Below are 24,873 nucleotides of genomic sequence, written 5' to 3'. Positions count from 1 at the left end.
TCTATAGTATCCCCAAAAACTTTGTGCCGGCAAAAAATGACTCCGCTTCCAGCCGGTATCAATCAGGCCGGCATCGCACTGTCACCCGCCGCGGCTCGCCCACCAAAGCGCCGGTCACGCTGCTTAAACAACGCGATTGCCTCATCCAGGGCGGCCTCGCCAAAATCAGGCCACAATATATCGGTAAAAAAGAATTCGCTGTAAGCGGCTTGCCACAAAATAAAATTGCTGATGCGCTGCTCCCCACTGGATCTTATTAACAGATCTACCGGCGGCAAATCGGCGAGTTGCATATGACCTTCCATTGCCTCCTCATCAATAGACTCTACTGTGCGCTTGCCATCCACCACCTCTTCGGCAAGCCTGCGCGCAGCCTGGGCAATATCCCAGCGCCCACCGTAATCTGCCGCAATCACCAGGTCTCCCTGATCTCCCCCACAGGTAATCTCCTCCGCCTCGGCAATGGCGCGCTGAAGACGCAGAGAAAAGCGGTCCCGCCGCCCAATCACCCTCAGGCGCACACCTTCGTCGCATATACGCCGGGCCTCTTTGCGCAAATAAGAGTGAAACAGGCGCATCAACAGCGCCACCTCTTTAGGTGGACGCTGCCAGTTCTCACTGGAAAAAGCAAATAGCGTCAATGCTTTTACACCACGATTTCTGCACGCAGACAACAAATCGCGGATGCGCTCAGCCCCTGCCTTGTGGCCTGCCGAAGGAGAGAGTCCCCGACGCGCGGCCCAGCGCCCGTTGCCATCCATAATGATGGCGATATGCCTGGGGCCGGGATCATTCACCTCGGTACCACCTAAGGCCATTAAATTTCCATCAGATCTTTTTCTTTAGCCACAAGTGCCTGATCGACACCCGCAACAAACTGATCGGTAATTTTCTGAATCTCATCGCCAGCACGTCGCTCGTCATCTTCTGAAATTTCCTTATCCTTGACCAAAGACTTCACTACGGTCAGCGCATCGCGACGGATATTGCGAATGGAAACACGTGCAGTTTCCGCTTCGCCCTTGGCCTGGCGAATAAAATTCTTGCGGGTTTCCTCAGTCAGCGCAGGCATGGGGATACGAATAACCGCCCCGGCAGTGCTGGGATTCAATCCAAGATCAGACTTCATAATCGCTTTTTCGATATCCGGCACCAGGCTTCTTTCCCAGGGCGTTACCGACAGAGTGCGCGCATCTTCTACGGTGATATTGGCCACCTGGGACAGCGGTGTATCAGCACCGTAATAAGAGACATGAATGCCATCGAGAATACTCGGGTGCGCGCGACCAGTACGGATCTTATTGAAAGTGCCGGCCAGTGCATCGAGCGCTTTGCTCATTCGAGCCCGGGCATCCTGTTTGATATCTTCAATCACGATTTCACCTCCTCTTCAATTAGCGTGCCTTCCTCACCGCCCACCACGATATTGAGTAGCGCACCGGCTTTATCCATGCGAAAAACCCGCACGGGCATGTTGTGCTCACGGCAGAGACAAATTGCAGTCAAGTCCATCACACCCAGCTTTTTATTCAACACTTCGTCGTAAGTCAGTTGGTCGTAACGAGCCGCTGCGGGATCGAGCACTGGGTCGGCTGAGTAGACACCATCCACCTTGGTGGCCTTAAGCACCAGTTCCGCTTCAATCTCGATCCCACGCAAACACGCTGCGGAGTCTGTGGTAAAAAAGGGATTGCCAGTGCCAGCAGCAAAAATCAGCACTTCGCCCCGTTCCAGATAGCGAATTGCAGCGCGACGGTCGTAATGGTCAACAATACCGCTCATTTGAATGGATGACATGACCCGCGAGGAGATATCGGATCTCTCCAGAGCATCGCGCAGAGCCAGAGCATTCATTACCGTTGCCAGCATTCCCATATGGTCGCCGGTAACGCGATCGAGGCCAGCGGCGTTCAGCGCAGCACCTCGGAACAGGTTGCCACCCCCGACTACCAAGCCAACCTGTACCCCAATGCCCACCAGTTGACCAATCTCCAGGGCCATTTTATCCAGCACTTTGGGACTGATACCAAAGCCCTGATCACCCATCAGTTCTTCACCGCTGAGTTTTAAGAGAATTCTCTTGTATTTACGATCCTTAATTCCGGGCATGCGTCGGTCCTCTCCTAGATACCTGTTTAGTGGCCAAGCACTGGCGTCGAACATCCTAATGCTATCTGTAATTTACACAGGGGTATGCCCCACTGCATTCTCAGTAAGCGCAGTGGAGACACCCCAACAGTGCACGGATCAATAGCGCCCTCACTTCACGATCAGGAAGTGGACTTAACCTGCGCGGCAACTTCGGCTGCGAAGTCCACTTCTTCTTTCTCGATCCCTTCACCCACTTCAAAACGCACAAAGGAAACCACATCGGCACCGGCCTCTTTCACCAGTTTGCCGATACTCACATCCGGGTTTTTGACAAACGGCTGTTCAACCAGGCTGTTCTCTTTGAGGAACTTCTTGATTCGACCACCCATCATCTTCTCAACGATTTCGGCCGGCTTGCCATCCATGTCGGGCTGAGCCTTGATGATGTCCTTCTCTTTCTCAAGAACATCCTCAGGCATATCCTCCGGCTTGTTCACCTGCGGGTTGACCGCGGTCACGTGCATGGCAACGTCTTTCGCCAATTCGGTATTGCTGCCGCTGAGGGCCACCAGCGCGGCGATACGACTGTTAGAGTGCACATAAGCACCGACAACCGGGGCTTCCACTAGCTGGATACGGCGCACACCAATATTCTCACCAATTTTCTGTACCAGAGCCTCGCGAGCGCTCTCCAGCTCGCCTTCCATCAGCGTAGCAACATCCCGCTGGCGTTCAGAGAATGCCTTGTCGACCACCTTTGCAACAAACAATTGAAAATTATCGTCGCGGGCGACGAAGTCGGTTTCCGAGTTCACTTCAACCAATACGCCGAAGCTGCCGTCTTCGGCAACTTTTCCAGCAACAACGCCATCTGCAGCAGTGCGACCAGCCTTCTTCGCCGCCTTCAGACCGGAGGCTTTGCGCAGATCCTCAATCGCTTTCTCGATATCGCCATCCGCTGCAGTGAGCGCCTTTTTACACTCCATCATTGGGAGACCGGTGCGCTCGCGCAATTCTTTTACCATAGACGCGGTAATCGCCATGATTAAATCCTCGGGGTTCTATTACTAAAAATTAGAAAAAAGGGGCCGTTACCCGGGCCCCTTTTTTAAGTTCGCAGTGTAACGCTACTGTGCTACACCATGGCATCCAGCAAATTACTCTGCAGCCGCTTCATCATCACTAGCTTCAACGTATTCGTCTTTTTTGGTCACAGCACTGCCGGCCTCGGTCGCACCGGCAAGTACTGCGTCCGCCACCGCTGTGGTGTAAAGCTTAATAGCGCGGATCGCGTCGTCGTTGCCGGGAATCACATAGTCGACGCCAGAGGGATCGCTGTTGGTATCGACAACACCGATGACCGGAATGCCCAGCTTGTTCGCCTCCTGGATAGCGATGCGCTCGTGCTCAACATCAATAACAAAGACCGCGTCAGGCAGACCGCCCATATCCTTGATACCCCCAATAGAGCGCTCCAGCTTCTCCATGGTGCGGGTGCGCATCAGAGCTTCCTTCTTGGTCAGCTTTTCAAAGGTACCGTCCCGGGATTGGGTTTCCAGATCGCGAAAACGCTTGATAGAAACGCGGATCGTTTTGTAGTTGGTGAGCATTCCACCCAGCCAGCGATTACTGACGTAAGGCTGGCCACAGCGCTCAGCCTGCTCTTTAACAGACTTCTGTGCGGCGCGCTTGGTGCCTACGAACAGTATCTTTTTTTTCTGGGCAGCCATCCCCTTGATCACCTGCAGGGCTTCATTAAAAGCCGGCACAGTGTGCTCAAGGTTGATGATGTGAATCTTATTACGGGCGCCAAAGATGAATTGACCCATCTTCGGGTTCCAATAGCGGGTCTGGTGGCCAAAATGGACACCGGCCTGCAACATGTCGCGCATGCTTACTTGCGGCATAATAAACCTTTAACTGTACGGGTTAGACTTCCACACATCCCATGCATCAACCCCTCTCGAGGCACCCAGATACATGTGCCGATGCGTGTTCGGCATTTTTCGCCCCGAAAGCTCGAAGTAGTCGGGAGCGGCGCGCTTTATACCACAATCCCCAACCCGAGTGAAGATAGGCAGGCAATAAGCCCGCCCCAGTGCAGCCGGGACCGGCACGGTATGCCCCGCCAGCGGCAATCCGCTACAATGGCGCCTTGTATCGGGCCCGCCCCTCCCTTGACACAGAGACAAAGGATACGCATGACTTCGACCATCAAGACCCCGGAACAGATCGCCAAGATGCGCACTGCAGGTCGCCTCGCTGCAGAGGTCCTGGAAATGATTGGCGAGTATGTCGTCCCCGGAGTCAGTACGGAAGAACTGGACCAGCGCTGCCACGACCATATAGTCAATGTACAAAAAGCGATCCCCGCCTGCCTCGGCTACCGCGGTTTTCCCAAATCCATCTGTACTTCGGTTAACGAAGTGGTTTGCCACGGTATACCGTCCAAAAACAAGATCCTGAAAAAGGGCGACATCATCAATATTGATGTCACCGTCATCAAGGATGGCTGGTACGGCGACACCAGTAAAATGTTCTTTGCCGGCAAACCTGCGACACATGCCGAGCGCCTGGTGCGCGTCACCCAGGAATGCCTGTACAAAGCCATCGAGATAGTACATCCAGGCACAACCCTCGGTGACATCGGCCACGTTATACAGCAACACGCAGAAAAGAATTACTACTCCGTGGTGCGTGATTTCTGTGGTCACGGTATCGGCGACGTCTTCCACGAGGAACCACAAATATTGCACTACGGCCAGCCGGGCACTGGGGACGCACTGAGCGAGGGCATGACCTTCACCATCGAGCCAATGATCAACGCGGGCAAAGCCGTTACCCGTGTCCTCAGTGACGGCTGGACTGCTATTACCAAAGACCGTCGCCTGTCTGCACAGTGGGAACACACAATGGCAGTCACCGACAGCGGCGTGGAGATACTGACCGCACGGAGCGAAGAGCATTTTTAGCCAGCACGCTGTACGCTTCACAACGCCCGGCTTCGGTTGATTGATGCTGGGACTCCCTGTGGCATTCACATACCAGAACACAGCCAAGCGGATCTATCCATGCAGCCGGCAAGCCCCCCTTACTTCGAGCCCCCCCTGTTTTTCTTTGATCAGACCCGCTTTCGCCGGGACCTCGCCGCCGGTGACAAGCCACCGCTTCAGATTTTCAAGGACGCCGTCAGTGCGGCAGAGCAGCAGATGGCGGATAGGTTCCGCGAAGGGGAGGACGTGGGCACCCTGGTACATGAGCGCGCGCTATTTGTGGACTGCCTGTTGCACTACGCCTGGCACCAGTACCTCTGGAAGCCCGGTATCGGACTGCTTGCCGTCGGGGGCTACGGCCGGGGCGAACTGCACCCGCATTCGGACATCGATCTGCTGATACTCACCGACAGCAGCCTCGATACCGGTAGCGTGGACAACATCGAGCAGCTCGTGACTTTTCTCTGGGATCTGGGCCTGGATATCGGTCACTCGGTGCGCAGCGTGGGGGAATGCCTGGCACTGGCCGCGCAGGATATTACCGTTGTCACAAACCTCACTGAATCCCGCACCGTAGTCGGGGACGAGAAACCCGGAAAACAGCTGGCAATCCGCATGGACCACAGCAAACCATGGCCCGCAGAAGCATTTTTCCTCGCCAAGCTCGCCGAGCAGGAAGCGCGCCATAACCGCCAGCAGGCGGCGGAAAATATCCTGGAGCCCAACATCAAAAATACTCCCGGCGGGCTGCGGGATATCCAGATCATCACCTGGGTTGCCAAGTACTTCTTCCCCGTACGCACCCTGAAGCAGCTACAGGGCAGACTGTTAACCGAGGAGGAATTTGCCATCCTACGCTCCGGCGAGACCTTCCTGTGGCGCCTGCGCTACGGCCTGCACCTGCTCGCCGGACGCGCTGAGGAGCGCCTGCTGTTCGATTACCAGAGAACGCTGGCAAAACAATTTGGTTACGTAGACACCGACTCACAGCTGGCAGTAGAGCAATTTATGCACAATTACTACCGTGTCGTCATGTCATTGCGCGAACTCAACGATGTACTCCTGCAGTATCTCGGCGAAGTGATCCTGCAGCGCGGCAGGGCACACACCATCACTCCGGTAAACGAGCGCTTTCAGCTGCGTGACGATACCATTGAAGTTACCTACCCTCAGGTTTTTAGCGAACACCCCTCGGCACTGCTGGAAATTTTCGTGCTGATGGCTCAAAACCCAAAGATCACTGGCGTACGCGCCTCCACCATTCGCCTGATACGGGCACACCGCCTCTTGATCAATGAAGACTTTCGTGCCAACCCGGCCAATAGCGCGCTGTTTATGCAGTTGCTGCGCTCGCCGCGCGGCCTCTCCAGCCAGCTCACACGCATGACCCGCTATGGCATTCTCGGGCGCTACCTGCCGGAGTTCGGACGGGTCACAGGGCAGATGCAGCACGATCTCTTCCACATTTACACCGTAGATGCGCACACCCTGCAGGTTGTGCGCAATATGCGCAGTTTTCGCAGCCCCGAGGCGCAGGAACGGTTTCCCATTGCCGCGGAGATACTCACTCGCACGCGCCAACCGGAGTTGCTGTATATCGCCGGCCTCTACCACGATATCGCCAAGGGTCGCGGCGGTGATCACTCAAAGCTCGGTGTTCTGGATGCCGTTCATTTCTGCCAACGTCACCAGTTGCCCGCACGGGACCAGCGCCTGGTCTGCTGGCTTGTGGAAAAGCACCTGCTGATGAGCCAGGTATCCCAAAAACAGGACATCAGCGACCCGGAAGTGGTGCATGCCTTCGCCCGCGAAGTAGGTGATCGCGAGCACCTGGATTACCTCTACGCTTTGACAGTGGCAGATATTAATGCCACTAATCCGGAACTGTGGAATAGCTGGCGCGCCAGTCTTTTGCGCCAACTCTACCAGGCCACCCAGCACGCCCTGCGCCGGGGACTTGAGAATCCCATTGATCGCGAGGAAATTATTGCCGAAACCCGCGGCCAGGCTCTGGAGAAGCTGCGCGCCCTGGGGCTGTCCGAGACTGGGGTAAAGAGTATTTGGGCACAGATGGGCGAGGACTACTTTGTACGCGAGAGTGCCGACAACATTGCCTGGCACACCGCCGCGATCCACGAACTGCACGGCAATACCCCGCTGGAGCAGCGTGATACCCTGGTGCTCACCCGCAATTCCGGCCCCGGCGAGCACGACGGCGCCACTCAGGTCTTTGTATACACGCCCGACAGGCCCAATGTATTTGCCGCCGCGGTGACCGGCCTCGACTTGCTCAATCTGAGCGTGCACGATGCGCGCCTGTACAATTCCGCCTCTGGCTATACCCTTGACACCTTTTACGTACTGGATGAATCCGGCCAGCCCCTGCTGGACGAACCGCAGCGATTGCGGCAGATTCGCGATACGCTGCAACGGGAACTGGCCCTGGTGGAGGACTATTCCAAGGTTATACAGCGGCGCACGCCCCGGCGTCTAAAAATGTTTGAGCTGGAGAGTCGGGCACACCTGTCCACCGAGCCCGGTGACCACTACAGCACCCTGGAGATAACCAGTGCAGACAGGCCCGGCCTGCTCGCGCGCATCGCACGTATTTTTATTGCCCATGGCCTGCGCCTGCACAACGCCAGGATAACTACCCTCGGGGAGCGCGTGGAGGATGTCTTCCACATTACCGATGCCGAGGGCCGACCACTCTGTGCAACAGCGGCCAATCGCGCACTGGAGGAGGCCATCTGTCGGGAGCTGGACGACTACCGGGCGCCACAGCAGCCCTAATTGAAACCGCGGACAACACTGCCATGAATCCCAATCTGGATCGGCTGCAGCCCTATCCCTTCAGCAAACTCCGGTCTTTGAAAGCGGGACTGAAGCCGGCGGATAAACCACATATCGCCCTCGCTATGGGCGAACCAAAACACACACCGCCGGCATTTGTCTGCGACGAACTCATCAAGCATCTGGACAAGCTCCCGCAATATCCGCCTACCAGGGGCATAGCGCCTCTGAGGGCGGCCATTGCCAATTGGCTGCGGGCGCGATTTCAGCTTGCAAACGTCTGCGCCGAAACCCAGGTATTGCCGGTCAGCGGTACCCGCGAAGGGTTGTTTGCCTTCGCCCAAGCCATGGTGTCAACGGGCAGCAAGGTATTGATGCCCAATCCCTTCTACCAGATCTATGAAGGGGGCGCACTGCTCGCCGGTGCCAAACCACACCTTGTCAACTGCCAGGCCGCAAATGGCTTCAAAGCGGATTTCGCCGCGGTTTCCGCGGCGGTGTGGCACCAGTGCGATCTTGTCTATCTCTGCTCGCCGGGCAACCCCACCGGCGCCATGCTGGAGGCTGCGGATTTTCATCAGCTGATCCAGTTGGCGGACCGCTACGATTTCACCATTGCCGCAGACGAGTGCTACTCGGAACTCTACTTCGACGAAGGGGCACCCCCAGTGGGCCTCCTGCAGGCTTGCGAAGACATCGGCCGCAGCGACTTCCGCCGCTGCGTGGTTTTTCACAGTCTGTCGAAGCGCTCCAACTTACCGGGGTTGCGCTCAGGGTTTGTTGCAGGCGATGCACAACTGCTGGAAAAATTCTCACTCTATCGCACCTATCACGGCTGCGCCATGCCACTCTACGCGCAATACGCCTCCGTCGCCGCCTGGCGGGATGAACAGCACGTGCGGCAAAATCGCGCGCTCTATCGGGAGAAATTTACCACTGTACTCGATATCCTCAATGGTTGCCTCGACGTAGAGCGGCCCCAGGCTGGCTTTTATCTGTGGCCCTTTGTCGGCGATGGCGAACACTTTGCCAAAACGCTGTTTCGACAACAGAATATCACCGTACTCCCGGGAGCCTATCTGGCCCGCGACAGCGAAGGTGTGAATCCCGGCAGCAGCTATGTGCGCATTGCACTGGTGGCAACACTGCAGGAATGTGTGGAGGCCGCTCAGCGCATTCGAACCTTCTGCCGTTAAGGCACCCCCGGCAAAGAAATACCATTACAGGAGCCCACCCCAGGCGTAGCGAAGCATGGCAGTAAGAAATCTACTCAAGCGAGAGCGGGTAGCCTATATCCAGCAGCAACTGGAGGCACTCTATCCGGAAACCCCCGTCCCTCTCGACCACAAAGACCCCTATACCCTGCTGGTTGCAGTGCTGCTGTCCGCCCAGTGTACCGACGAACGCGTCAACCAGGTCACTCCCGCGCTCTGGAAGCTGGCGGATAACCCCCGGGACATGGCCCTGGTTCCCGTGGAAAAAATCCAGGCGGTTATCCGTCCCTGCGGGTTGTCACCGCAGAAATCCAAGGCGATCAGCAAACTGTCACAAATTCTGGTCAATGAATACCACAGCGCCGTACCGGAAAATATGGCTGCACTGGAAACCCTCCCCGGCGTCGGCCACAAAACCGCCAGCGTGGTGATGTCACAGGCTTTCGGCCACCCGGCCTTCCCGGTTGACACCCATATTCATCGCCTGGCCCAGCGCTGGGGGCTCACCAGCGGCAGGAACGTCAACCAGACCGAAAAAGATCTGAAGCGACTTTTCCCTAAAGAAAAGTGGAATAAATTACATTTGCAGATTATTTTCTATGGTCGGGAATTCTGCTCCGCGCGGGGCTGTGACGGTACCCAGTGCGAGATCTGCACTACCTGTTACCCCAACCGCAAAAATCCAAAGAAAACCAAAAAGGCATGATTGTGATTACTCTGTACGGCATAAAAAACTGCGATACCGTAAAGAAAGCCCGCAAATGGCTTGAGAAAAATGGGATCGATCACCATTTTCACGATTTCCGTGAGGACGGCATGCAGGCTGTGCCACTCAAACGCTGGCTGCAGGAGTTTGGCTGGCAGGAAGTGCTGAACCGCCGATCCACCAGTTGGCGGACTCTTAGCGACGAACAGAAAAACTGCATGGACAACGATACGGCACTGGCACTTGCCAGCGAGACGCCCACCCTGATCAGACGCCCAGTGACCAGCACCGCTAACAGCACCCGCTTCGGTTTTAAAGAAGCGGAATTCGCCCAGCTCACCGGCCAGTACAACTAGGAGAGAACATTGAAGGACAATACCTATAGTATCGGGTTTGGTATCGGTACCTGTAACAGCAAGGGTGACTGGCTGGAAGTCTTCTACCCCAAGCCACTGTTTAAGCCCAGCACCGCCGTGGCCGCTGCAGTAAAGGAAACCCTGCACATCGATGGCGGCAACCACAGCCTGCCCCTGAGCGCCACTCACCTGCCCATCCTCGCAGATACACTACTGCGTGCTGGCGCCGATGAGCAGGCAGAAATTCTCCAGCGATTCGCCACCACCGGACGCCCCCTCACGGTTGTTGTGCTCTGCAGTGATGCACCACCACAATCTGTACCCGAGGCCTACCTGAAGTTACACCTGCTCTCCCACCGCCTGGTGAAACCCCACGAGACCAATCTGGAGGGCATCTTTTCCAGGCTGGTCAACGTCGCCTGGACAAACCAGGGTGCGATTGACCTGACAGAGCTACCCCAGCGCCAGTTGGAGGCCAGGCTTAAAGGAGAATTTCTGATGGTGTCCTGTGTGGACAAATTCCCCAAAATGACCGATTACGTGGTGCCCGCCGGGATCCGTATCGCCCATACCGCTCGCGTGCGCCTCGGCGCCTATTTGGGCGAAGGCACCACCATCATGCACGAGGGTTTTGTCAACTTTAACGCTGGTACCCAAGGCCCCAATATGATCGAGGGGCGTATCTCCGCCGGGGTCTTTGTCCACCAGGGCTCGGATCTGGGTGGTGGCAGTTCCACTATGGGCACCCTTTCCGGAGGTGGGAATATCGTCATTTCCGTGGGCGAAAACTGCCTGCTCGGTGCCAACGCCGGCATCGGTATTCCCCTGGGGGATCGCTGCACGGTGGAGGCCGGCCTCTACATTACCGCCGGCACCAAAGTCGCTCTGATGGATGACAGCGGCCAGTTGGTAGAGCACATCAAGGCACGCGCACTGGCCGGCAAGTCCGACCTGCTCTTTCGCAGGAACTCCACCAATGGCGCGGTGGAGTGCTTGACCAACAAAAGCGCCGTTGAACTGAATACCGTCCTGCATAGCAATTAGTGCGGTCAAGCGCTGGGCCGGCCACTGCAACCTGCGCTTTTGACTACCCAGCGCCGACCAGAGATGAACAACCGATACAGGAATACTCTCGTGACCCCCACCCTGGAACTCGCCTGTGACCTGATCCGCCGCCGCTCCATCACCCCTGAAGATGCCGGTTGTATGGACCTGATGATCCAGCGCCTGGAAAACATCGGCTTTCAAACGATCAGGCTGCGCCGCGGTGATACCGACAATTTCTGGGCAGTTCGCAATGGACAAAGTGCGGGTCCGCTGCTCGCTTTCGCCGGTCATACCGATGTGGTGCCAACCGGACCAGAGGAACACTGGTGCAGCCCGCCTTTCGAACCGCAGATACGGGACGGCTTCCTGTATGGCCGCGGCGCCGCCGATATGAAAGGCTCTCTTGCCGCGATGGTCGTGGCCTGTGAAGCGTTTGTGACTGAGCATCCTCAGCACTGCGGACGCATTGCTTTTCTGGTCACCAGCGACGAGGAAGGGCCGGCAATCGATGGCACCGTCAAAGTGATTGAATGGCTACAGGAGAGGGGGGAACAGATCGACTGCTGTATTGTCGGGGAGCCTTCCAGCAGCGAGCATCTCGGTGATGTCATCAAAAACGGTCGGCGCGGTTCGTTGGGCCTGGCACTGAAGGTCTTGGGTGTGCAGGGCCACGTGGCCTACCCCCACCTGGCCAAAAATCCCATCCATGCACTGGCTCCGGCTTTGGCCGAACTGACCACCGAGAAGTGGGATCAGGGCAACCAATTTTTTCCTGCTACCACCTTTCAGGTGTCCAATATCAATGGGGGCACCGGGGTCAGCAATGTCATCCCCGCAGAGGTGGATCTCCTCTGTAACTGGCGCTTCTCAACGGAATCTTCCGCAGAGGAGCTGGAACTGCGCACGCGTCGTATTTTGGACAGGTACAATCTACGCTACGAGGCAGACTTCAACCTTTCCGGAACCCCCTTCCTCACCGCCGGGGGGCCCCTGGTCCAGACGGTGCAGGAGGCGATTCTCACAGTCACGGGTATAGTGACCAAACTATCCACCGCCGGGGGCACCTCGGACGGCCGCTTTATCGCACCAACCGGTGCGCAGGTGGTGGAACTGGGCCCGGTAAATGCCACCATCCATCAGATCGACGAGTGTGTGAAGGCACAACACCTGGACCAACTCAAGGATATCTACCGGGAAATATTGCGGCAACTGCTGGCCAGTCGGTAAGCGGGGCTCGTGACACTAAACGGGCGGGACAATGTGCCCCTATACTTCCTACAACCCAGCCACGCAGGAGCTCCAAAGGGCAACTTACTAAACACACCGCCCAACCTGGGGTCCTCCCTCCCACACACCCGTGGTATGCTCAGCGTGACAATAAGAAAAGGGAATCTCTAGATGGGATACCGATTGAGGTGGCATGCTCCCAGTATTACGCTGGCAATACGGTATTACGTATCCAAGAGATTATATTTATCCCTGCATCGTCATTATATCTCCGTGCACAACTAACGCTTGATCCCCTACAGCTTTCAAAAGGGATAACCAGTAAATTCATCAGGTGGCAGTGTGCACTATGAACAATTCTCCGATAGTAGTGGGAGCGTACCCTTGAATACCCGCAATTGTTTTTTTGGTCTGGCTCTATTTTTGCTGTGCGCCTGCCAGCGGGATACTACAGGCATTATTGATCAGGCCAGCGAGGCCAGTGTTGCAACCCAGGAATACAACCAACAGTTTGCCCCCGAATTGGATTTGTCCTCCTCGGCAGAGTTTGAACAAGCCACACGGGGCCTGATTGCCGAAGCCCCCTTGGAGAGTATTGAAAATGGTCTGGGGCGCATCCTTTGGGAGCCATCCGCCTATGGTTTTATTCAGGGAAAAGCACCGGCAACCGTCAACCCGAGCCTTTGGCGACAGGCCGCTTTGAACAATATTCGCGGTTTGTTCAGAGTGACTGACGGCGTGTACCAACTGCGCGGGTTTGATCTGGCCAATATGACGATCATCGAGGGCGATACAGGCTGGATACTGGTTGACCCTTTAACCACAATCGAAACCGCTGGCATTGCCTTGCGGTTTGCGCAAGCCCAGTTGGGCGCTAAACCCATTACCGGCATCATTTTTACCCACAGCCATATCGACCACTTCGGTGGTGCGATGGGCGTGGTATCCCCTGTCGATCTTGAAGTAGGCAATATTGTGGTTGTTGCGCCCGAGGGTTTTATGGAGGCGGCGACCAGTGAGAATATTGTCACCGGTCCAGCGATGACCCGGCGTGCTATGTTTATGTATGGAAAGCGATTACCGCGCTCTGTGACCGGCCACATTGATTCGGGGCTTGGCAAAGAACCCGTATTTGGCAGTACCAGTATTTTAACACCCACGATGACGATTGATCAGCCGAGACAGCATAAAACGATCGATGGCGTGGAGTTTGTATTCCAAAATGCACCCGGCAGTGAAGCGCCTGCCGAACTCATGTTTTATCTGCCAGCCAAACAGGCCTTTTGCGGCGCTGAGGTGGTCTCAAGAACCCAACACAATTTATATACTCTGCGTGGCGCTAAGGTGCGCAATGCCTTAAGCTGGAGCCAGGCCATAGAAAAGGCCAGAATCCAGTTTTCACAGGCCGACATTTATTTTGGCAGTCACCACTGGCCAATATTGGGCAGGGACCAGATTCAGGCATTCTTAACCAAGCAGGCCGATCTTTACCGCTTTATTCACGATCAAACCCTACGTTATGCCAACCGGGGCAGCACCCCAAACGAAATTGCAGAACAGATTAGTATCCCGAGCTCACTGTCTTCTGTCTTTTATAATCGCGGTTACTACGGTACCCTCAGCCATAATAGTAAGGCCGTGTACCAGTATTATTTTGGCTGGTATGACGGCAATCCTGCCAACCTGAATCCACTGCCCCCTCCACTGGCTGGCAGGAAATACCTGGAATATATGGGCGGCGCGGATGCTGTAGTAAGCAGGGCCAGGGATTCCTTCGCCAAAGGGGAGTATCGCTGGGTCGCGGAAGTGCTGAACCACGTCATCTTTGCCGAACCCACACATGTAGAGGCAAAACAACTTCTGGCCGATGCTTATCAACAACTGGCCTATCAGGCAGAGTCCGCTCCCTGGCGGGATGCTTATCTGACAGCATCCTATGAGTTGCTGAACGGCCCTCCCAGGCAGGGGGTGAATATGAATGATGCGATCGAGCTGTTGTGGGAGACCCCGATTGAACACTTTATGCAGGCCTTGAGCGTCAGGCTGAAAGCCGAGGATACGGAAGATCTGCAGTTGGTGATTGGTATCCATTTTACCGATATCGGCCAGACGTTTACCCTGCAGCTACGCAATTCAGTCTTACACTACCGCAGCGGTGAAATCCCTGCCGGGACCAATGCCCGGTTATCCATTACACATCCACTGTTTATTGATCTGCTGGTGGGCCGCGCTGGGCTCAGTGAGATACTGGGATCTGAAGATATTCGCCTTCAAGGCAGCAAACTGGATTTTTTGAAGTTCATTTCCCTGTTTGATATGCCAAAGGGCAACTTCCCTATTGTCGAGCCATAAAAGGAATTGTGAGTACGATGTAAAGTCACAACGCAGAGATGAAACGTCCAGGCACAAACAGGGCTGGAAATAACCTGAACTGCCTATGCACCAGCGTCCTTTAGGCCACAATCGAAATTTCAAGTTCTTGCATGGCTTGCAGAGGCCAGCACTGAAGATCGCTAGCAAAAAATGTCCCGGGCCCTTTGCGGGGATACTACCTTGCGCCCACACTCTTCTGCCACCGCCACCAGGGCTTCAATCAACTGGCCATTGCCACGGGAACGATCCCCGTCAGGCAGATAAAATGTATCCTCAACCCCGGTGCGCAAATGTCCACCCAGTTCGGCCGTCTTGCGGTGCACCGGCCAGATTTCGTCCCGTCCAATCACTGTACTTTGCCAAAGACTGCCGGACTTCATATATTTGGGCATCAATGCCAATAGCTCAGGGTCAGCGGGCATTCCCGAGGCCACCCCCATCACCAGATTGTAATTGGGCTTGTCCACCATGCCCACATCCGCATACATGCCAACTGAGCGCACGATGCCCAGGTCGAAACACTCGAACTCTGGTCTTGTGCCCACTTCAGCACAAACCCCAAGCAGCTCCGCCACTTTTTCTACCGGGTTGTCGAACACCATCGGCGGCCAAGCCCAGGACCCGTTGGCACGCGCCTTCAGGTAGTTGAGACTGCCGGCATTGCAAGCGGCGATCTCCGGCTTGCCGGCGCGCACACATGCCAGAGGACCGCGTTGGTCTCGCCCGATGGTACCAGTGGAAAAATTTAAAATAACGCCCGGACACTTATCCCGAATCGCAGCGGCAATTTCCAGTGCTACTTGCGGGTCCCAACTGGGCAGGTGCCCCTTCCCGCGCTCCTGGTTACGAAAGTGCACGTGCATAACCGATGCCCCGGCATCATAAGCGTCACGGGCAGAGTTCGCCATTTCCGTCGGCGTTACCGGTACCGGATGTTGCTGAGGATTGGTGAGCACACCGGTCAGGGCGCAGGTAATAACCACTTCATCAGACATCGCGACTCTCCTGAATGTTCTATTTGGACTCTCTATAAAGCCGAGATCTCTAAACCGGTTCCAGCGAATGCGTACGGACAGGTCATACATAGAGACCAAGCGCTTGCTTGGGAGCAGCAGCCTAGCACAGCACAAGCGCCAGAAAAAGACACCTTGTAACCGCACTACCCGCTCGGCAGAATGCCCAAAACCCGCTGAGTAAGTGAAAGTTCAATGATCGAGGCCCCTGAAACGAAAATCGCCCCCTACGGCAGTTGGAAATCCGCAATCAATGCCAAACTCATTGCCAAAACCAGTGTGCGTCTGTCGGAAACCAGCCTGCACAAGGGGCGCTATTACTGGCTGGAATCCCGCCCGGCCGAGCAGGGCCGCAATGTGCTGGTTGAATCCTGCCCGCAACAGGGGCGGCGAGACCTGGTTTTGGCCCCTTTGAGCATCCGCTCCAAAGCCCACGAGTACGGCGGTGGCAGCTATCTGGTGCAGGGAGATACCCTGTATTTTGTGCTTGCCGAGGACCAGTGTCTCTACCGCATGCCGTTGAGCGGTGCCCAACCCGAGGCCATTACCCCCAGGCGGGATTGCCGCTATGCGGACCTGGTGCTGGACGAGAAGCGCAACCGCCTGATTTGTGTTGAGGAGGATCATCGCAATCTCAGTGAAGGTGTGGAACCTCGCGCACGCATCATCGCGATCGACCTGGGCAAACCACTGCCCTGTGCGCCCAAGGTTTTGCTGGAGGGAGCGGATTTTTACTCCAGCCCAACCCTGAATGCTGAGGGCAGCAAATTGGCTTTCCTGCGCTGGCACCACCCCAATCTCCCCTGGGATGCCACCGAACTGTGTATTGCCACAATAGATAATGGAGGTGAAATCAGCACAGTTGTGCAGGTAGCCGGTGGGGAAAACGAGTCTATTTTCCAGCCCCAATGGTCACCGAGAGGGGAACTCTTCTATGTTTCAGATCGCAACAACTGGTGGAACCTCTACCGCCTGGGCTCCGACACACCTCTGTGGGAAAAGAAAGCGGAATTCGCCACACCCCAGTGGACGTTCGGTATGTCCACTTATGGCTTTGTCGGTACCGAGGAGATTCTTTGCACTTTTACGGAGGCCGGCCGCTGGTCCCTGGCGCTAATCCATACGCTCACCGGTGTGCATCAGGCCATTCAACAACCCTACTGCGGTATCGAAAGCCTGCACTGTGAGAACGGCAAAGCCGTGATGATTGCCGCCGGCTCAGACCGGTTTCCCGCCGTGGTCGCCTTTAACCGCGCCAATCAAGCCCTCCAAGTGATTGCCAAGAGTAACAGCACTGATTTACCGGCCAATCTCTTTTCTAATGCCCGGGAAATTACCTTTACCCTGGATGGTAGGGAGGTATACGGCTTTTATTACCCACCACACAACCCGCAGTTTAGCGCTCCGAAGCGTGAAAAGCCCCCGCTCATTGTCTTCAGCCACGGCGGCCCAACCGGTGCCACCTCTGCTGGTCTCAACCTGAAAGTGCAGTACTGGACCAGCCGCGGCTTCGCCATTCTGGATGTCAATTACTCCGGCAGCACTGGCTACGGGCGCAGGTATCGTGACCGCCTCGCACACCAATGGGGGCTCTACGATGTGGAGGAGGTGTGCGCCGGAGCGCAGTATTTGGTTTCCCAGGGACTGGCAGATCCTGAGCGGCTGTTGATCAAAGGCGGCAGTGCCGGCGGCTATACCGTGCTCGCCGCCCTGACTTTCCACGATACCTTCAAAGCTGGCGCCAGCCACTATGGCATTGGCCAACTCAGTAGCCTGGCCAAGGATACCCACAAGTTTGAATCCCGCTATCTGGACAAACTGGTCGGTCCCTGGCCCGCAGCAGAAGCCGTTTACCGTGAACGCTCACCGATCCACCACGTGGAAAAGCTGTGCTGTCCGGTTATTTTCTTTCAGGGTATGGAGGACAAGGTGGTCCCGCCCAACCAGGCCGAAACCATGGTGCAGGCACTGAAGCTTCGCGGAATTCCGGTATCTCTGATCACCTTTGCCAACGAGGGTCACGGTTTTCGCAGTGGAGACAGCATTGAGATGGCTCTGGAGGGGGAACTGGAATTTTACAGCCGTATTTTCGGCTTTCCACTGGCAGAACCCGGTCCAGGTATTGATATTGAGAATCTTGCTTAGATGCCCCCTGGCAATAAGGGAAATTGCATGACCGGGATGGTAACCTGTGGTTGCCTGGAAACCCAGTGGGTTTCCAGGCTGAAAGTCGTGCGTTGAAAGCTATTGTTTATACTCGATCAAATTGATAGACCAAATCTTGACGCCGGCATCTGTCACGACCTCAGCTTCATCACCCACCGCCTTGTTCAAAAGCGCCCTGGCCATGGGTGAGTCGACGGATATGTAGTCTTTACGGCTAAAGATCTCGTCATACCCCACGATGCGAAACCTCAGCACCGCACCTTCATCATCCTCCACCTCCACCCAGGCGCCAAAGAAGACTTTACCTTCCTGTTCGGGACTGTACTCCACAACCTTAAGGGTCTCTATGCGCTTTCGCAGATAGCGGACGCGGCGATCAATCTCCCGCAAACGTTTTTTATTGTACTGATAGTCCGCATTCTCACTGCGATCTCCCAGACTGGCAGCCCAGCTCACCCGCTTTGTGATATCAGGGCGTTCTACACGCCAGAGCGTATTGAGTTCCTCTTTGAGCGCTTCATAGCCCTGCTTCGTTATGAGTAGCGTTTTCACTGAAAACCTGCTTGTTTCAATTCCTGAAGATTTCCCCTGTCATCCTGCCGGACCAGAGACACGTCCAGATGTTCACCTATCACCCAAGGGCAGTTGGATCAATTACAACCAGCGGTGAAAAGGTTAGCCTACCCGCTTCAGTGAGGAAAGTGGGCAATTTATGGGGTAACTGGGATCATTGCCCCAGACGGTTACTCGACCAGAGAATGCAATGCCCGACCAGCACTCCCTGGGAGCAATAGGGGCATTGGGAAAAAGGAAATAAATCTGTATGCGGGATTTCAACGATATTGCCGCCCCGGTGATCGACCGGTTTGGTGGTGAGGACAGACTCAAAGACCGGCTTGTCAAGCCGAAACCGCCAGAGTACCTCATGCAGATCCCAAACAACCAGTGGTTATCTGCAGCCGCCAAAGCCGTATTTCAGGCGGGGTTCAGTTGGAACGTGATCGAAAAGAAATGGCCGGACATTGAGACGGTTTTTCACGGTTTTGACCTGTCTTTTTGCCGCTATCTGTCTGAAGGGGCCCTCGATGACCTGATGCACCAGAAAGGGATGGTACGGCATTGGAAAAAGACCCGGTCCATACAAAAAAATGCGGATTTCTTTTGGTACCTGTCCCATACCCATGGCAGCCTGGGAAAGTACTTCGCCAGCTGGAATACCGATAACTATGTGGAAAACCTGAAACTGCTGAGGAGGGAAGGAGACAGGCTGGGAGGGAAAACTGCCCAGGTGTTTCTGCGCCGAATGGGAGTGGATACTTTGATTTTTGCCAGTGACACAGTACGGGCTTTGGTTCGGGAAGGGGTAGTGGAGAAGTCTCCCTCATCGAAAAAAGACTGGGCCGCCTTGCAGCAGGCGGTTGAAATCTGGCAGGCGCAGTCCAATCGCAGCTTGAATGAAATCAGCCAGATTTTATCGTTTTCGGTGGGGTAGGCACAGTGGTTTACTTATGAACAAACGGGGTGGCGAACACCCATGAAGACGCATTGCAGCAACCACAAGCAACCCAATAAATTCCCGGTCTTCCAGTACAGGCAAGGGTGCGATGACAAAGTTTGAGCTGTATGACATACCCCAGGTCAAGCCTTTTTGGTGTTAATCCTCGCGGTGAGAACATGGTCCTCCCAGCAGCCATTGATCAACAAATAGCGTTTTGCAACCCATTCGATTGTAAAATCCAGACTGCGCAAAAGCGCTGCGGAGCGATGGTTATCGGGCATGTAGTTAGCCATCACCCGATTTAATTTCAACACATCGAAGGCATAGGCCACTACATGGCCACACAGTGTTTTCATCACGCCTCGTCCCTCACAGTGCCGGTCTACCGCATACCCCATGTTACACGCCTGGAACGGCCACCGAATAATATTGATCAGGGAGCAGACGGTAATAACCCTGGAAGCATCCGGGAGGATACCCAGGAAGTGGACAGATCGCCCTTCCTGAAACTCAGCCTGCCAAGCCTGCAATCTTCGCTCCCAGACCGGAACCCTGTGATATGCACCGCTTCTGGTGGGTTCCCAACGTCGCAGGTGATCCGCATTTCTGGTATAAAAATCAGACAGTGCCGCCCCATCACCTACCTCAGCCAATCGTATCTCCACCAGTCCTCCAAACACTGCCTGCTCCCAAGAGGAAAAAGATGCCGAATATATCGAAAACACCACTGCCGACCCGACTCGCCAAGCCCCATGGGGGTTTACCTATTTGGGATGGATTTACTCAGCAGCAGATACCGGGGTGTCTATTCCTATCCCGTCACACAGGAATTTCCATCCCAGTGCCCTGCCACAGGCATATCCTTTCTCCAGCAGATCAGCCTCCTGGGTAAAGCGCTTTACCGGAAACTGTTTCGGAGGCGCTATCACCGAGATGCGGCAGTCCTCCGGGGGAGAATCCATAAAATCCAGGGCCCGGTTGTATCTTTCCCCGCGTTCCAGCACTGTTTCAAACAGGCGCGCATGGTCATGGAAAAACTGCTTGATAAATTTTGGTGCGGGCCCGACCCGCTTTCGATATTCTCGTGGACGCGACCGCACGACAGTGATATCACGGGCTCCTTGTCGGTAAGCCCAAATAACCGGGATAGAATCCGCCAGGCCTCCATCGGTCATCGGCTCGCCATTTACCGGGGGGAAATTCCGGTACACAACCGGAATGGCGCAGGAAGCGGGAAACACTTCATGCATATTGTGCGGCGTTACCCGCATATAGCAGGCCTGTCCGCTGACGATACTGGTAGTCACTGCATAAAGTGGTACCGCATTTTCTGTATAACGCTGGATATTGAGGGGTTCATCTTTATAAGAGGCGTGCCACAGCCAGCTGATATCACAGAAGTGGCCGCCGCGTAAATAGCGGCGCCAGTCGATGAAGTCCGCCCGTCGGGCGTGATCCAGCAAAATCCTGCGGCTGCGACCGTGATCCCCCGCCAGGTAGCCAATCAGGTTGGTAGCACCCGCGGAAACACCAATGGCAAAATCAAAGGGCCGGTAATCTGCCTCGAGAAAGGCATCCAGCACCCCGGCCGCAAAGATGCCCCGCATAGCGCCCCCTTCTACCACCAACGCCGAGAGAGGCGCCTTATCCCTACCTGCAGTGCTCATAGATTCACCATCGCTATCACTGTGCATTTGCACTATGCCCCTGTACCCCCCCTGTCCAGCCCAGAGGCAGGAAGGCCAGCGCCCTTTCCCACTTCCCGACTACGACACAGCACTTTTGCCAAAAGGAGTTCAACAGCACTATGATTGCAATACCCTGGCTACCCATCTTTCAAAAAACCTCTATGTATTCCACTGTTTTTCATGCGCCCTGGAATCGCCAGCTCAAATTGACCACTGCACTGAGTACGGCTTTACTACTGGCGATCCCCCTTATCCTGACACTAAAGATTCCAGAATCTCCCTCCACCCTCTATAGCATCGCCATTGCCCTGCCGCTGGGCATACTGCTGCTCTGCGCCCTGTTTGCCATTCGCGGCTACACTATCCGCAACAATACCCTACTGATTCTCCGTCCCGGCTGGAAAACCGCCATTCCCCTGGACGGTTTGACCGAAGCCCAGGCAAATCCCTCCGCAATGCAAGGATCGGTACGCCTATTTGGCAATGGGGGGCTGTTTGGTTATATCGGCCTGTTCCAGAACAAGGCGCTGGGGCGTTACAGGGCTTTTGCCACAAATCACGATAAGGCCGTGGTGTTGCGTTTTCCCACAAGAACCCTGGTAGTCACTCCAGATAGACCAGAGCAGATGGCGGAGTTACTTCAACAATACTGCTAGCTCTTTGCCAACCGGCTAAGGCTGATCACTGGCGCGCTTGGCATTTTCCTGAGGGGACAGCATACTGCTTCTGACAGCCGCATGATTGAAACGAAGCCAATGAAGAAACTGATTGTCGCCCTGGCGCTCTCTCTGAGCACCCTGTCGGTGAGTGCCCATTCTGCCTGTGTGATTCTTTTGCATGGCCTGGCCAAGTCCGACGCCTCCATGGCCAGATTGGCGCAGGCAATCAGCGCCGCAGGCTACAAAACCGTCAACGTAAACTATCCCTCCACAAAATTCCCCATTGAAGAGCTTGCCGGCAAAGCCATCACTCCGGCACTGGAAACCTGTGCCGATCAGGACGAAGTCAATTTTGTCACTCACTCTTTGGGCGGAATTCTTGTCCGTCAGTATCTGAGTCAGGCGGGAGTTGAAAACCTGAACCGTGTGGTCATGCTGGGGCCGCCTAACAGAGGCAGTGAAGTGGTGGACAAACTCGGCCATTTCCCGGGTTTTCAATTTGTCTTTGGTGATGCCGGCTTACAACTGGGCACCGGTGCCCTGAGTGTTCCCAACAAGCTGGGGCGTGCAAACTTCGATGTGGGCATCATTGCCGGCACTCGCAGTATCAACCTGATACTGTCACAGCTGATTCCGGACACGGATGATGGTAAAGTCTCGGTCTCCAGTACCAAGCTGGAGGGGATGAATGATCACCTGGAAATGCCGGTTACCCACGTATTTATGATGAAAGACAGAAGGGTTATTACCCAGGTTCTCCACTATCTCAAGCACGGCACTTTCGCTCGTGCGAACACTGCCACAATTTCTGATTAATGCGCTGTCTGTCCTCTTCGACCAATGCAAACGCCGCTTCGATTTTGGCGATGCAACCAGTCACTTTTTTTCTTCCGCCCACCAAAGCCGAAACCTTGGTTGGGCCATGCAGGGAGCTTTACACTCCTCTTATCGCGCGCTTGGTTAACACCAGCGATTCAAGTTGTCAACCAAAGCATCCACACAGGCTGCACAACTTGAGCAAAACAACTTGCAAAAACACAGGGTGAAACCAGATGCAGTGGCTATGGTGCCGCTTTAGGGAACTCTCAATCGACCAGCTCTATGAAATACTGCGGGCCCGCCAGCAGGTCTTTACCGTAGAACAGCACTGCCCCTATCAGGATGCCGATGGCAAAGACCAGTTCGCCTGGCACCTGATCTGCTGGGACACTAACTACAAGAACCCACAGTTGATGGCCTACCTGCGCGTCTTGTTTCCGGGCAGGAAATATCGGGAGCCCGCCATCGGGCGAGTACTCACCACGGAATCCAGCCGCGGTGCCGGACTCGGCAAAGCACTGATGGACCGGGCTGTGCAACACACCCTGAGCGAGTATCCCAAAACGGCGATTCGTATTTCCGCCCAGCAGCACCTCAGCCGGTTTTATACAGGATTCGGTTTCGAGCAGGTATCGTCTCCCTACGAGGAGGACGGCATACCCCATATAGAAATGCTGCGCCCGGCACCCTGATGGATACCAGCCGTGCTCAATGACTAGCTGCTACTGACAGCCCCCCTGACTGAGGGGGCAAAATTGCACGTGCGACGACGTGCCCAAGTATACAGGCAGGAGGCGGCGATACCGGCTGCCATTAACAACCACACAGCGTTGGCCACCAGTGAAGCGCGCACAAAGGCATCTGCTCCAAAAATAGAGACATGTGCGATCACCACCAGCAGGCAAGCGACAATGGTGGCCCCTCTGAGCAGCATGGACCACCCTGCCACTGTGCCAGAAAATGCAGCAACTACACTCAAAACAGCAGTGGTCAACCAAAACACCTGTACCGCAGACACAGCAAAGACCAGGTACGCCACAGCGCTTAAGGCGATGGCAAACGGTATTCCCCACACCTGGGCCATCCACACACGCTCCAGGCGTACCGCAGGTGCACCTCTCTGGCGCTTGCGTATCAGCCAGATATTAATGCCGGAAACCACCAGCACACACATGCCGACCCCCAGCAGGAAGTAGGCGATTTTTACCGGGAAGCCGGAGAAATGACCGAAGTGCAAGCGAAAATTGGAAGCGTACACCTGTTTACCGGCCTCCCCTTCAGACCAGCCCTCTTTGTGCACCAACCGCCCCTGGGTGTCGAACCGATAACGCTCTCCCCACACCAGGCGCCCGGGAACCCGGGTGACTATCTCTACCACCTGCCCTTCGCGGCCAGGATGAAATATGCGCAAACGATTCTGCTCATGGCCCGGTGCCAGCCGCGACATCTCCGCAAGAATCATTTCAAAGTCCGGCAGCGGCACCTGCCCGGCATCTTGCGCAATCGCAACCTTTTCCCTATACAGCATCGCTTCCACCTTCTCCACATCGCCACCGAAGAAGAGCCCCGCAATCGCAAAAGCCACCACCTGTGACAGACCAATGAAGGCTCCGGTGACAGCAATGGCCAGATGGAAAGGTGCGGCCCAGACACCCAGACGGTTGTGCAGATCCACCTGCTGTAAACGCCTGGAACCAGCCATACGGAAAGAGAAGGCTTCCTTGAGAATTTTTGGGTGCGCCAGCAAACCGGACAGGATCAGCGCGGTCATCAACACACCGATCAATCCCACCAGTGGCACTCCCAGTACCACCGGCAGATTCAAGGCAAAGTGCAGGTAGGTGAGAAAGTGGGTCCAGTCGTGGGAAACTGCACCCTGCAGCGAGCCATCCTCTCCCAGATACCGTTCAATTTTGCCAACACGCACAACCAATCTCGGCATATCCGAGTTGGGAATAGTAAAGGTGACTGAATTGAATTTTTCTCCCTGTGCGCTCGCCAGGGCGGTGGCCTGCTCTGTGGCGGTTGCATACACAGCGGGCCTGACCGCCAGGGTTTCCAGTTCGGAAGCCTGCTCCCAGCGCTCAAATTCATTGTAGAAAACCGCCAGGGTGCCGCTGACGCACACAATGTACAGCAGTGTGGACAGTGCCAGTCCCAGAACCGAATGCCCATCGGTCATATCGCGCACAAAGGCTGGTGAGGGTTTGAGGGAGAATTTCACGATACC

At 55.5% G+C, this 24,873-nt stretch carries 23 protein-coding genes; 13 read left to right on the top strand and 10 right to left on the bottom strand.

Going from position 1 to position 24,873, the window contains the following annotated elements; translation table 11 throughout:
* Nucleotides 1-62: 62 nt before the first annotated feature.
* From uppS to rpsB, 5 genes are all read right to left on the bottom strand, one after another.
* On the bottom strand, nt 63-818 hold the full coding sequence (gene uppS / locus Q5Y71_RS05135) for a polyprenyl diphosphate synthase (protein WP_306040634.1): 756 nt from the start codon (nt 816-818) through the stop codon (nt 63-65).
* Nucleotides 818-1,375: a ribosome recycling factor gene (gene frr, locus Q5Y71_RS05130; protein WP_306040632.1), complete on the bottom strand. Its 558-nt coding sequence runs from the start codon at nt 1,373-1,375 to the stop codon at nt 818-820. Before frr ends, uppS begins: the two co-directional genes overlap by 1 nt.
* The gene (gene pyrH / locus Q5Y71_RS05125) at nt 1,372-2,109 is read right to left on the bottom strand and encodes a UMP kinase (RefSeq protein WP_301418267.1); all 738 of its coding nucleotides are present in this window, start codon (nt 2,107-2,109) and stop codon (nt 1,372-1,374) included. The genes frr and pyrH overlap by 4 nt, the downstream gene beginning before the upstream one ends.
* Before the next feature lie 161 nt (nt 2,110-2,270).
* Nucleotides 2,271-3,134 carry a translation elongation factor Ts gene (gene tsf, locus Q5Y71_RS05120; RefSeq protein ID WP_306040631.1) on the bottom strand — a complete coding sequence of 288 codons (864 nt, stop codon included), beginning with the start codon at nt 3,132-3,134 and terminating at the stop codon, nt 2,271-2,273.
* Between the two features lie 114 nt (nt 3,135-3,248).
* Nucleotides 3,249-3,998: a 30S ribosomal protein S2 gene (rpsB, locus tag Q5Y71_RS05115; RefSeq protein ID WP_306040630.1), complete on the bottom strand. Its 750-nt coding sequence runs from the start codon at nt 3,996-3,998 to the stop codon at nt 3,249-3,251.
* Nucleotides 3,999-4,292: 294 nt separating this feature from the next.
* Here rpsB and map point away from each other — a divergent pair, with 294 nt between their 5' ends.
* The 8 genes from map to Q5Y71_RS05075 all read left to right on the top strand — a co-directional run bounded on the left by map (nt 4,293) and on the right by Q5Y71_RS05075 (nt 14,779).
* Nucleotides 4,293-5,063 (top strand): type I methionyl aminopeptidase, encoded by a 771-nt coding sequence (map, locus tag Q5Y71_RS05110; RefSeq protein WP_306040629.1) that lies wholly within the window; start codon nt 4,293-4,295, stop codon nt 5,061-5,063.
* A gap of 99 nt (nt 5,064-5,162) precedes the next feature.
* On the top strand, nt 5,163-7,877 hold the full coding sequence (locus tag Q5Y71_RS05105; RefSeq protein ID WP_306040628.1) for a [protein-PII] uridylyltransferase: 2,715 nt from the start codon (nt 5,163-5,165) through the stop codon (nt 7,875-7,877).
* 23 nt (nt 7,878-7,900) lie between these two features.
* On the top strand, nt 7,901-9,073 hold the full coding sequence (gene dapC, locus Q5Y71_RS05100; protein WP_306040627.1) for a succinyldiaminopimelate transaminase: 1,173 nt from the start codon (nt 7,901-7,903) through the stop codon (nt 9,071-9,073).
* Between the two features lie 55 nt (nt 9,074-9,128).
* Complete coding sequence (gene nth, locus Q5Y71_RS05095) at nt 9,129-9,797, top strand: endonuclease III (protein ID WP_306040625.1); 669 nt, start codon at nt 9,129-9,131, stop codon at nt 9,795-9,797.
* Nucleotides 9,794-10,153, top strand: coding sequence for an ArsC family reductase (locus Q5Y71_RS05090; RefSeq protein WP_306040623.1), 360 nt, complete (start codon nt 9,794-9,796; stop codon nt 10,151-10,153). Before nth ends, Q5Y71_RS05090 begins: the two co-directional genes overlap by 4 nt.
* 9 nt (nt 10,154-10,162) lie before the next feature.
* Nucleotides 10,163-11,197 (top strand): 2,3,4,5-tetrahydropyridine-2,6-dicarboxylate N-succinyltransferase, encoded by a 1,035-nt coding sequence (gene dapD / locus Q5Y71_RS05085; protein WP_306040621.1) that lies wholly within the window; start codon nt 10,163-10,165, stop codon nt 11,195-11,197.
* 90 nt (nt 11,198-11,287) lie between these two features.
* On the top strand, nt 11,288-12,427 hold the full coding sequence (gene dapE, locus Q5Y71_RS05080) for a succinyl-diaminopimelate desuccinylase (protein ID WP_306040619.1): 1,140 nt from the start codon (nt 11,288-11,290) through the stop codon (nt 12,425-12,427).
* 342 nt (nt 12,428-12,769) lie between these two features.
* Nucleotides 12,770-14,779: an alkyl/aryl-sulfatase gene (locus Q5Y71_RS05075; protein WP_306040617.1), complete on the top strand. Its 2,010-nt coding sequence runs from the start codon at nt 12,770-12,772 to the stop codon at nt 14,777-14,779.
* Between the two features lie 161 nt (nt 14,780-14,940).
* On the opposite strand, the gene Q5Y71_RS05070 is transcribed toward Q5Y71_RS05075, so the two are convergent.
* Nucleotides 14,941-15,795 (bottom strand): 3-keto-5-aminohexanoate cleavage protein, encoded by an 855-nt coding sequence (locus Q5Y71_RS05070; protein WP_306040616.1) that lies wholly within the window; start codon nt 15,793-15,795, stop codon nt 14,941-14,943.
* Between the two features lie 213 nt (nt 15,796-16,008).
* Between Q5Y71_RS05070 and Q5Y71_RS05065 the strand changes: the two genes are divergently transcribed.
* Entirely contained in the window at nt 16,009-17,958 is a 1,950-nt protein-coding gene (locus tag Q5Y71_RS05065) for a S9 family peptidase (RefSeq protein ID WP_306040614.1), read from the top strand.
* 99 nt (nt 17,959-18,057) lie between these two features.
* On the opposite strand, the gene greB is transcribed toward Q5Y71_RS05065, so the two are convergent.
* Nucleotides 18,058-18,531: a transcription elongation factor GreB gene (gene greB, locus Q5Y71_RS05060; protein ID WP_301418241.1), complete on the bottom strand. Its 474-nt coding sequence runs from the start codon at nt 18,529-18,531 to the stop codon at nt 18,058-18,060.
* A 271-nt stretch (nt 18,532-18,802) separates the two neighbouring features.
* On the opposite strand from greB, the gene Q5Y71_RS05055 reads away from it, so the two are divergent.
* Entirely contained in the window at nt 18,803-19,471 is a 669-nt protein-coding gene (locus tag Q5Y71_RS05055; protein WP_306040611.1) for a DNA-3-methyladenine glycosylase I, read from the top strand.
* A 146-nt stretch (nt 19,472-19,617) separates the two neighbouring features.
* On the opposite strand, the gene Q5Y71_RS05050 is transcribed toward Q5Y71_RS05055, so the two are convergent.
* Both Q5Y71_RS05050 and Q5Y71_RS05045 read right to left on the bottom strand, forming a co-directional pair.
* A complete protein-coding gene (locus tag Q5Y71_RS05050) occupies nt 19,618-20,157 on the bottom strand; it encodes a GNAT family N-acetyltransferase (protein ID WP_306040610.1) in 540 nt (179 codons plus the stop codon).
* Nucleotides 20,158-20,256: 99 nt separating this feature from the next.
* Entirely contained in the window at nt 20,257-21,144 is an 888-nt protein-coding gene (locus tag Q5Y71_RS05045; protein WP_306040608.1) for a patatin family protein, read from the bottom strand.
* Nucleotides 21,145-21,284: 140 nt separating this feature from the next.
* Between Q5Y71_RS05045 and Q5Y71_RS05040 the strand changes: the two genes are divergently transcribed.
* The 3 genes from Q5Y71_RS05040 (at nt 21,285) to Q5Y71_RS05030 (ending at nt 23,335) form a co-directional block, all read left to right on the top strand.
* Nucleotides 21,285-21,821: a PH domain-containing protein gene (locus Q5Y71_RS05040; RefSeq protein ID WP_306040607.1), complete on the top strand. Its 537-nt coding sequence runs from the start codon at nt 21,285-21,287 to the stop codon at nt 21,819-21,821.
* 81 nt (nt 21,822-21,902) lie between these two features.
* Nucleotides 21,903-22,640: a triacylglycerol lipase gene (locus tag Q5Y71_RS05035; protein ID WP_306040606.1), complete on the top strand. Its 738-nt coding sequence runs from the start codon at nt 21,903-21,905 to the stop codon at nt 22,638-22,640.
* Between the two features lie 236 nt (nt 22,641-22,876).
* Nucleotides 22,877-23,335 (top strand): GNAT family N-acetyltransferase, encoded by a 459-nt coding sequence (locus tag Q5Y71_RS05030; RefSeq protein ID WP_306040605.1) that lies wholly within the window; start codon nt 22,877-22,879, stop codon nt 23,333-23,335.
* Between the two features lie 23 nt (nt 23,336-23,358).
* Here the strand turns inward: Q5Y71_RS05030 and Q5Y71_RS05025 are convergent, their stop codons facing one another.
* Complete coding sequence (locus Q5Y71_RS05025; protein ID WP_306040603.1) at nt 23,359-24,867, bottom strand: PepSY domain-containing protein; 1,509 nt, start codon at nt 24,865-24,867, stop codon at nt 23,359-23,361.
* Between the last annotated feature and the right edge of the window lie 6 nt (nt 24,868-24,873).

It is taken from the genome of Microbulbifer sp. 2205BS26-8 (genome assembly GCF_030731025.1).
GTDB lineage: Bacteria > Pseudomonadota > Gammaproteobacteria > Pseudomonadales > Cellvibrionaceae > Microbulbifer > Microbulbifer spongiae.
Note: the sequence above shows the minus strand (reverse complement) of the source record. Positions and strands in the feature narration are given on the sequence as shown.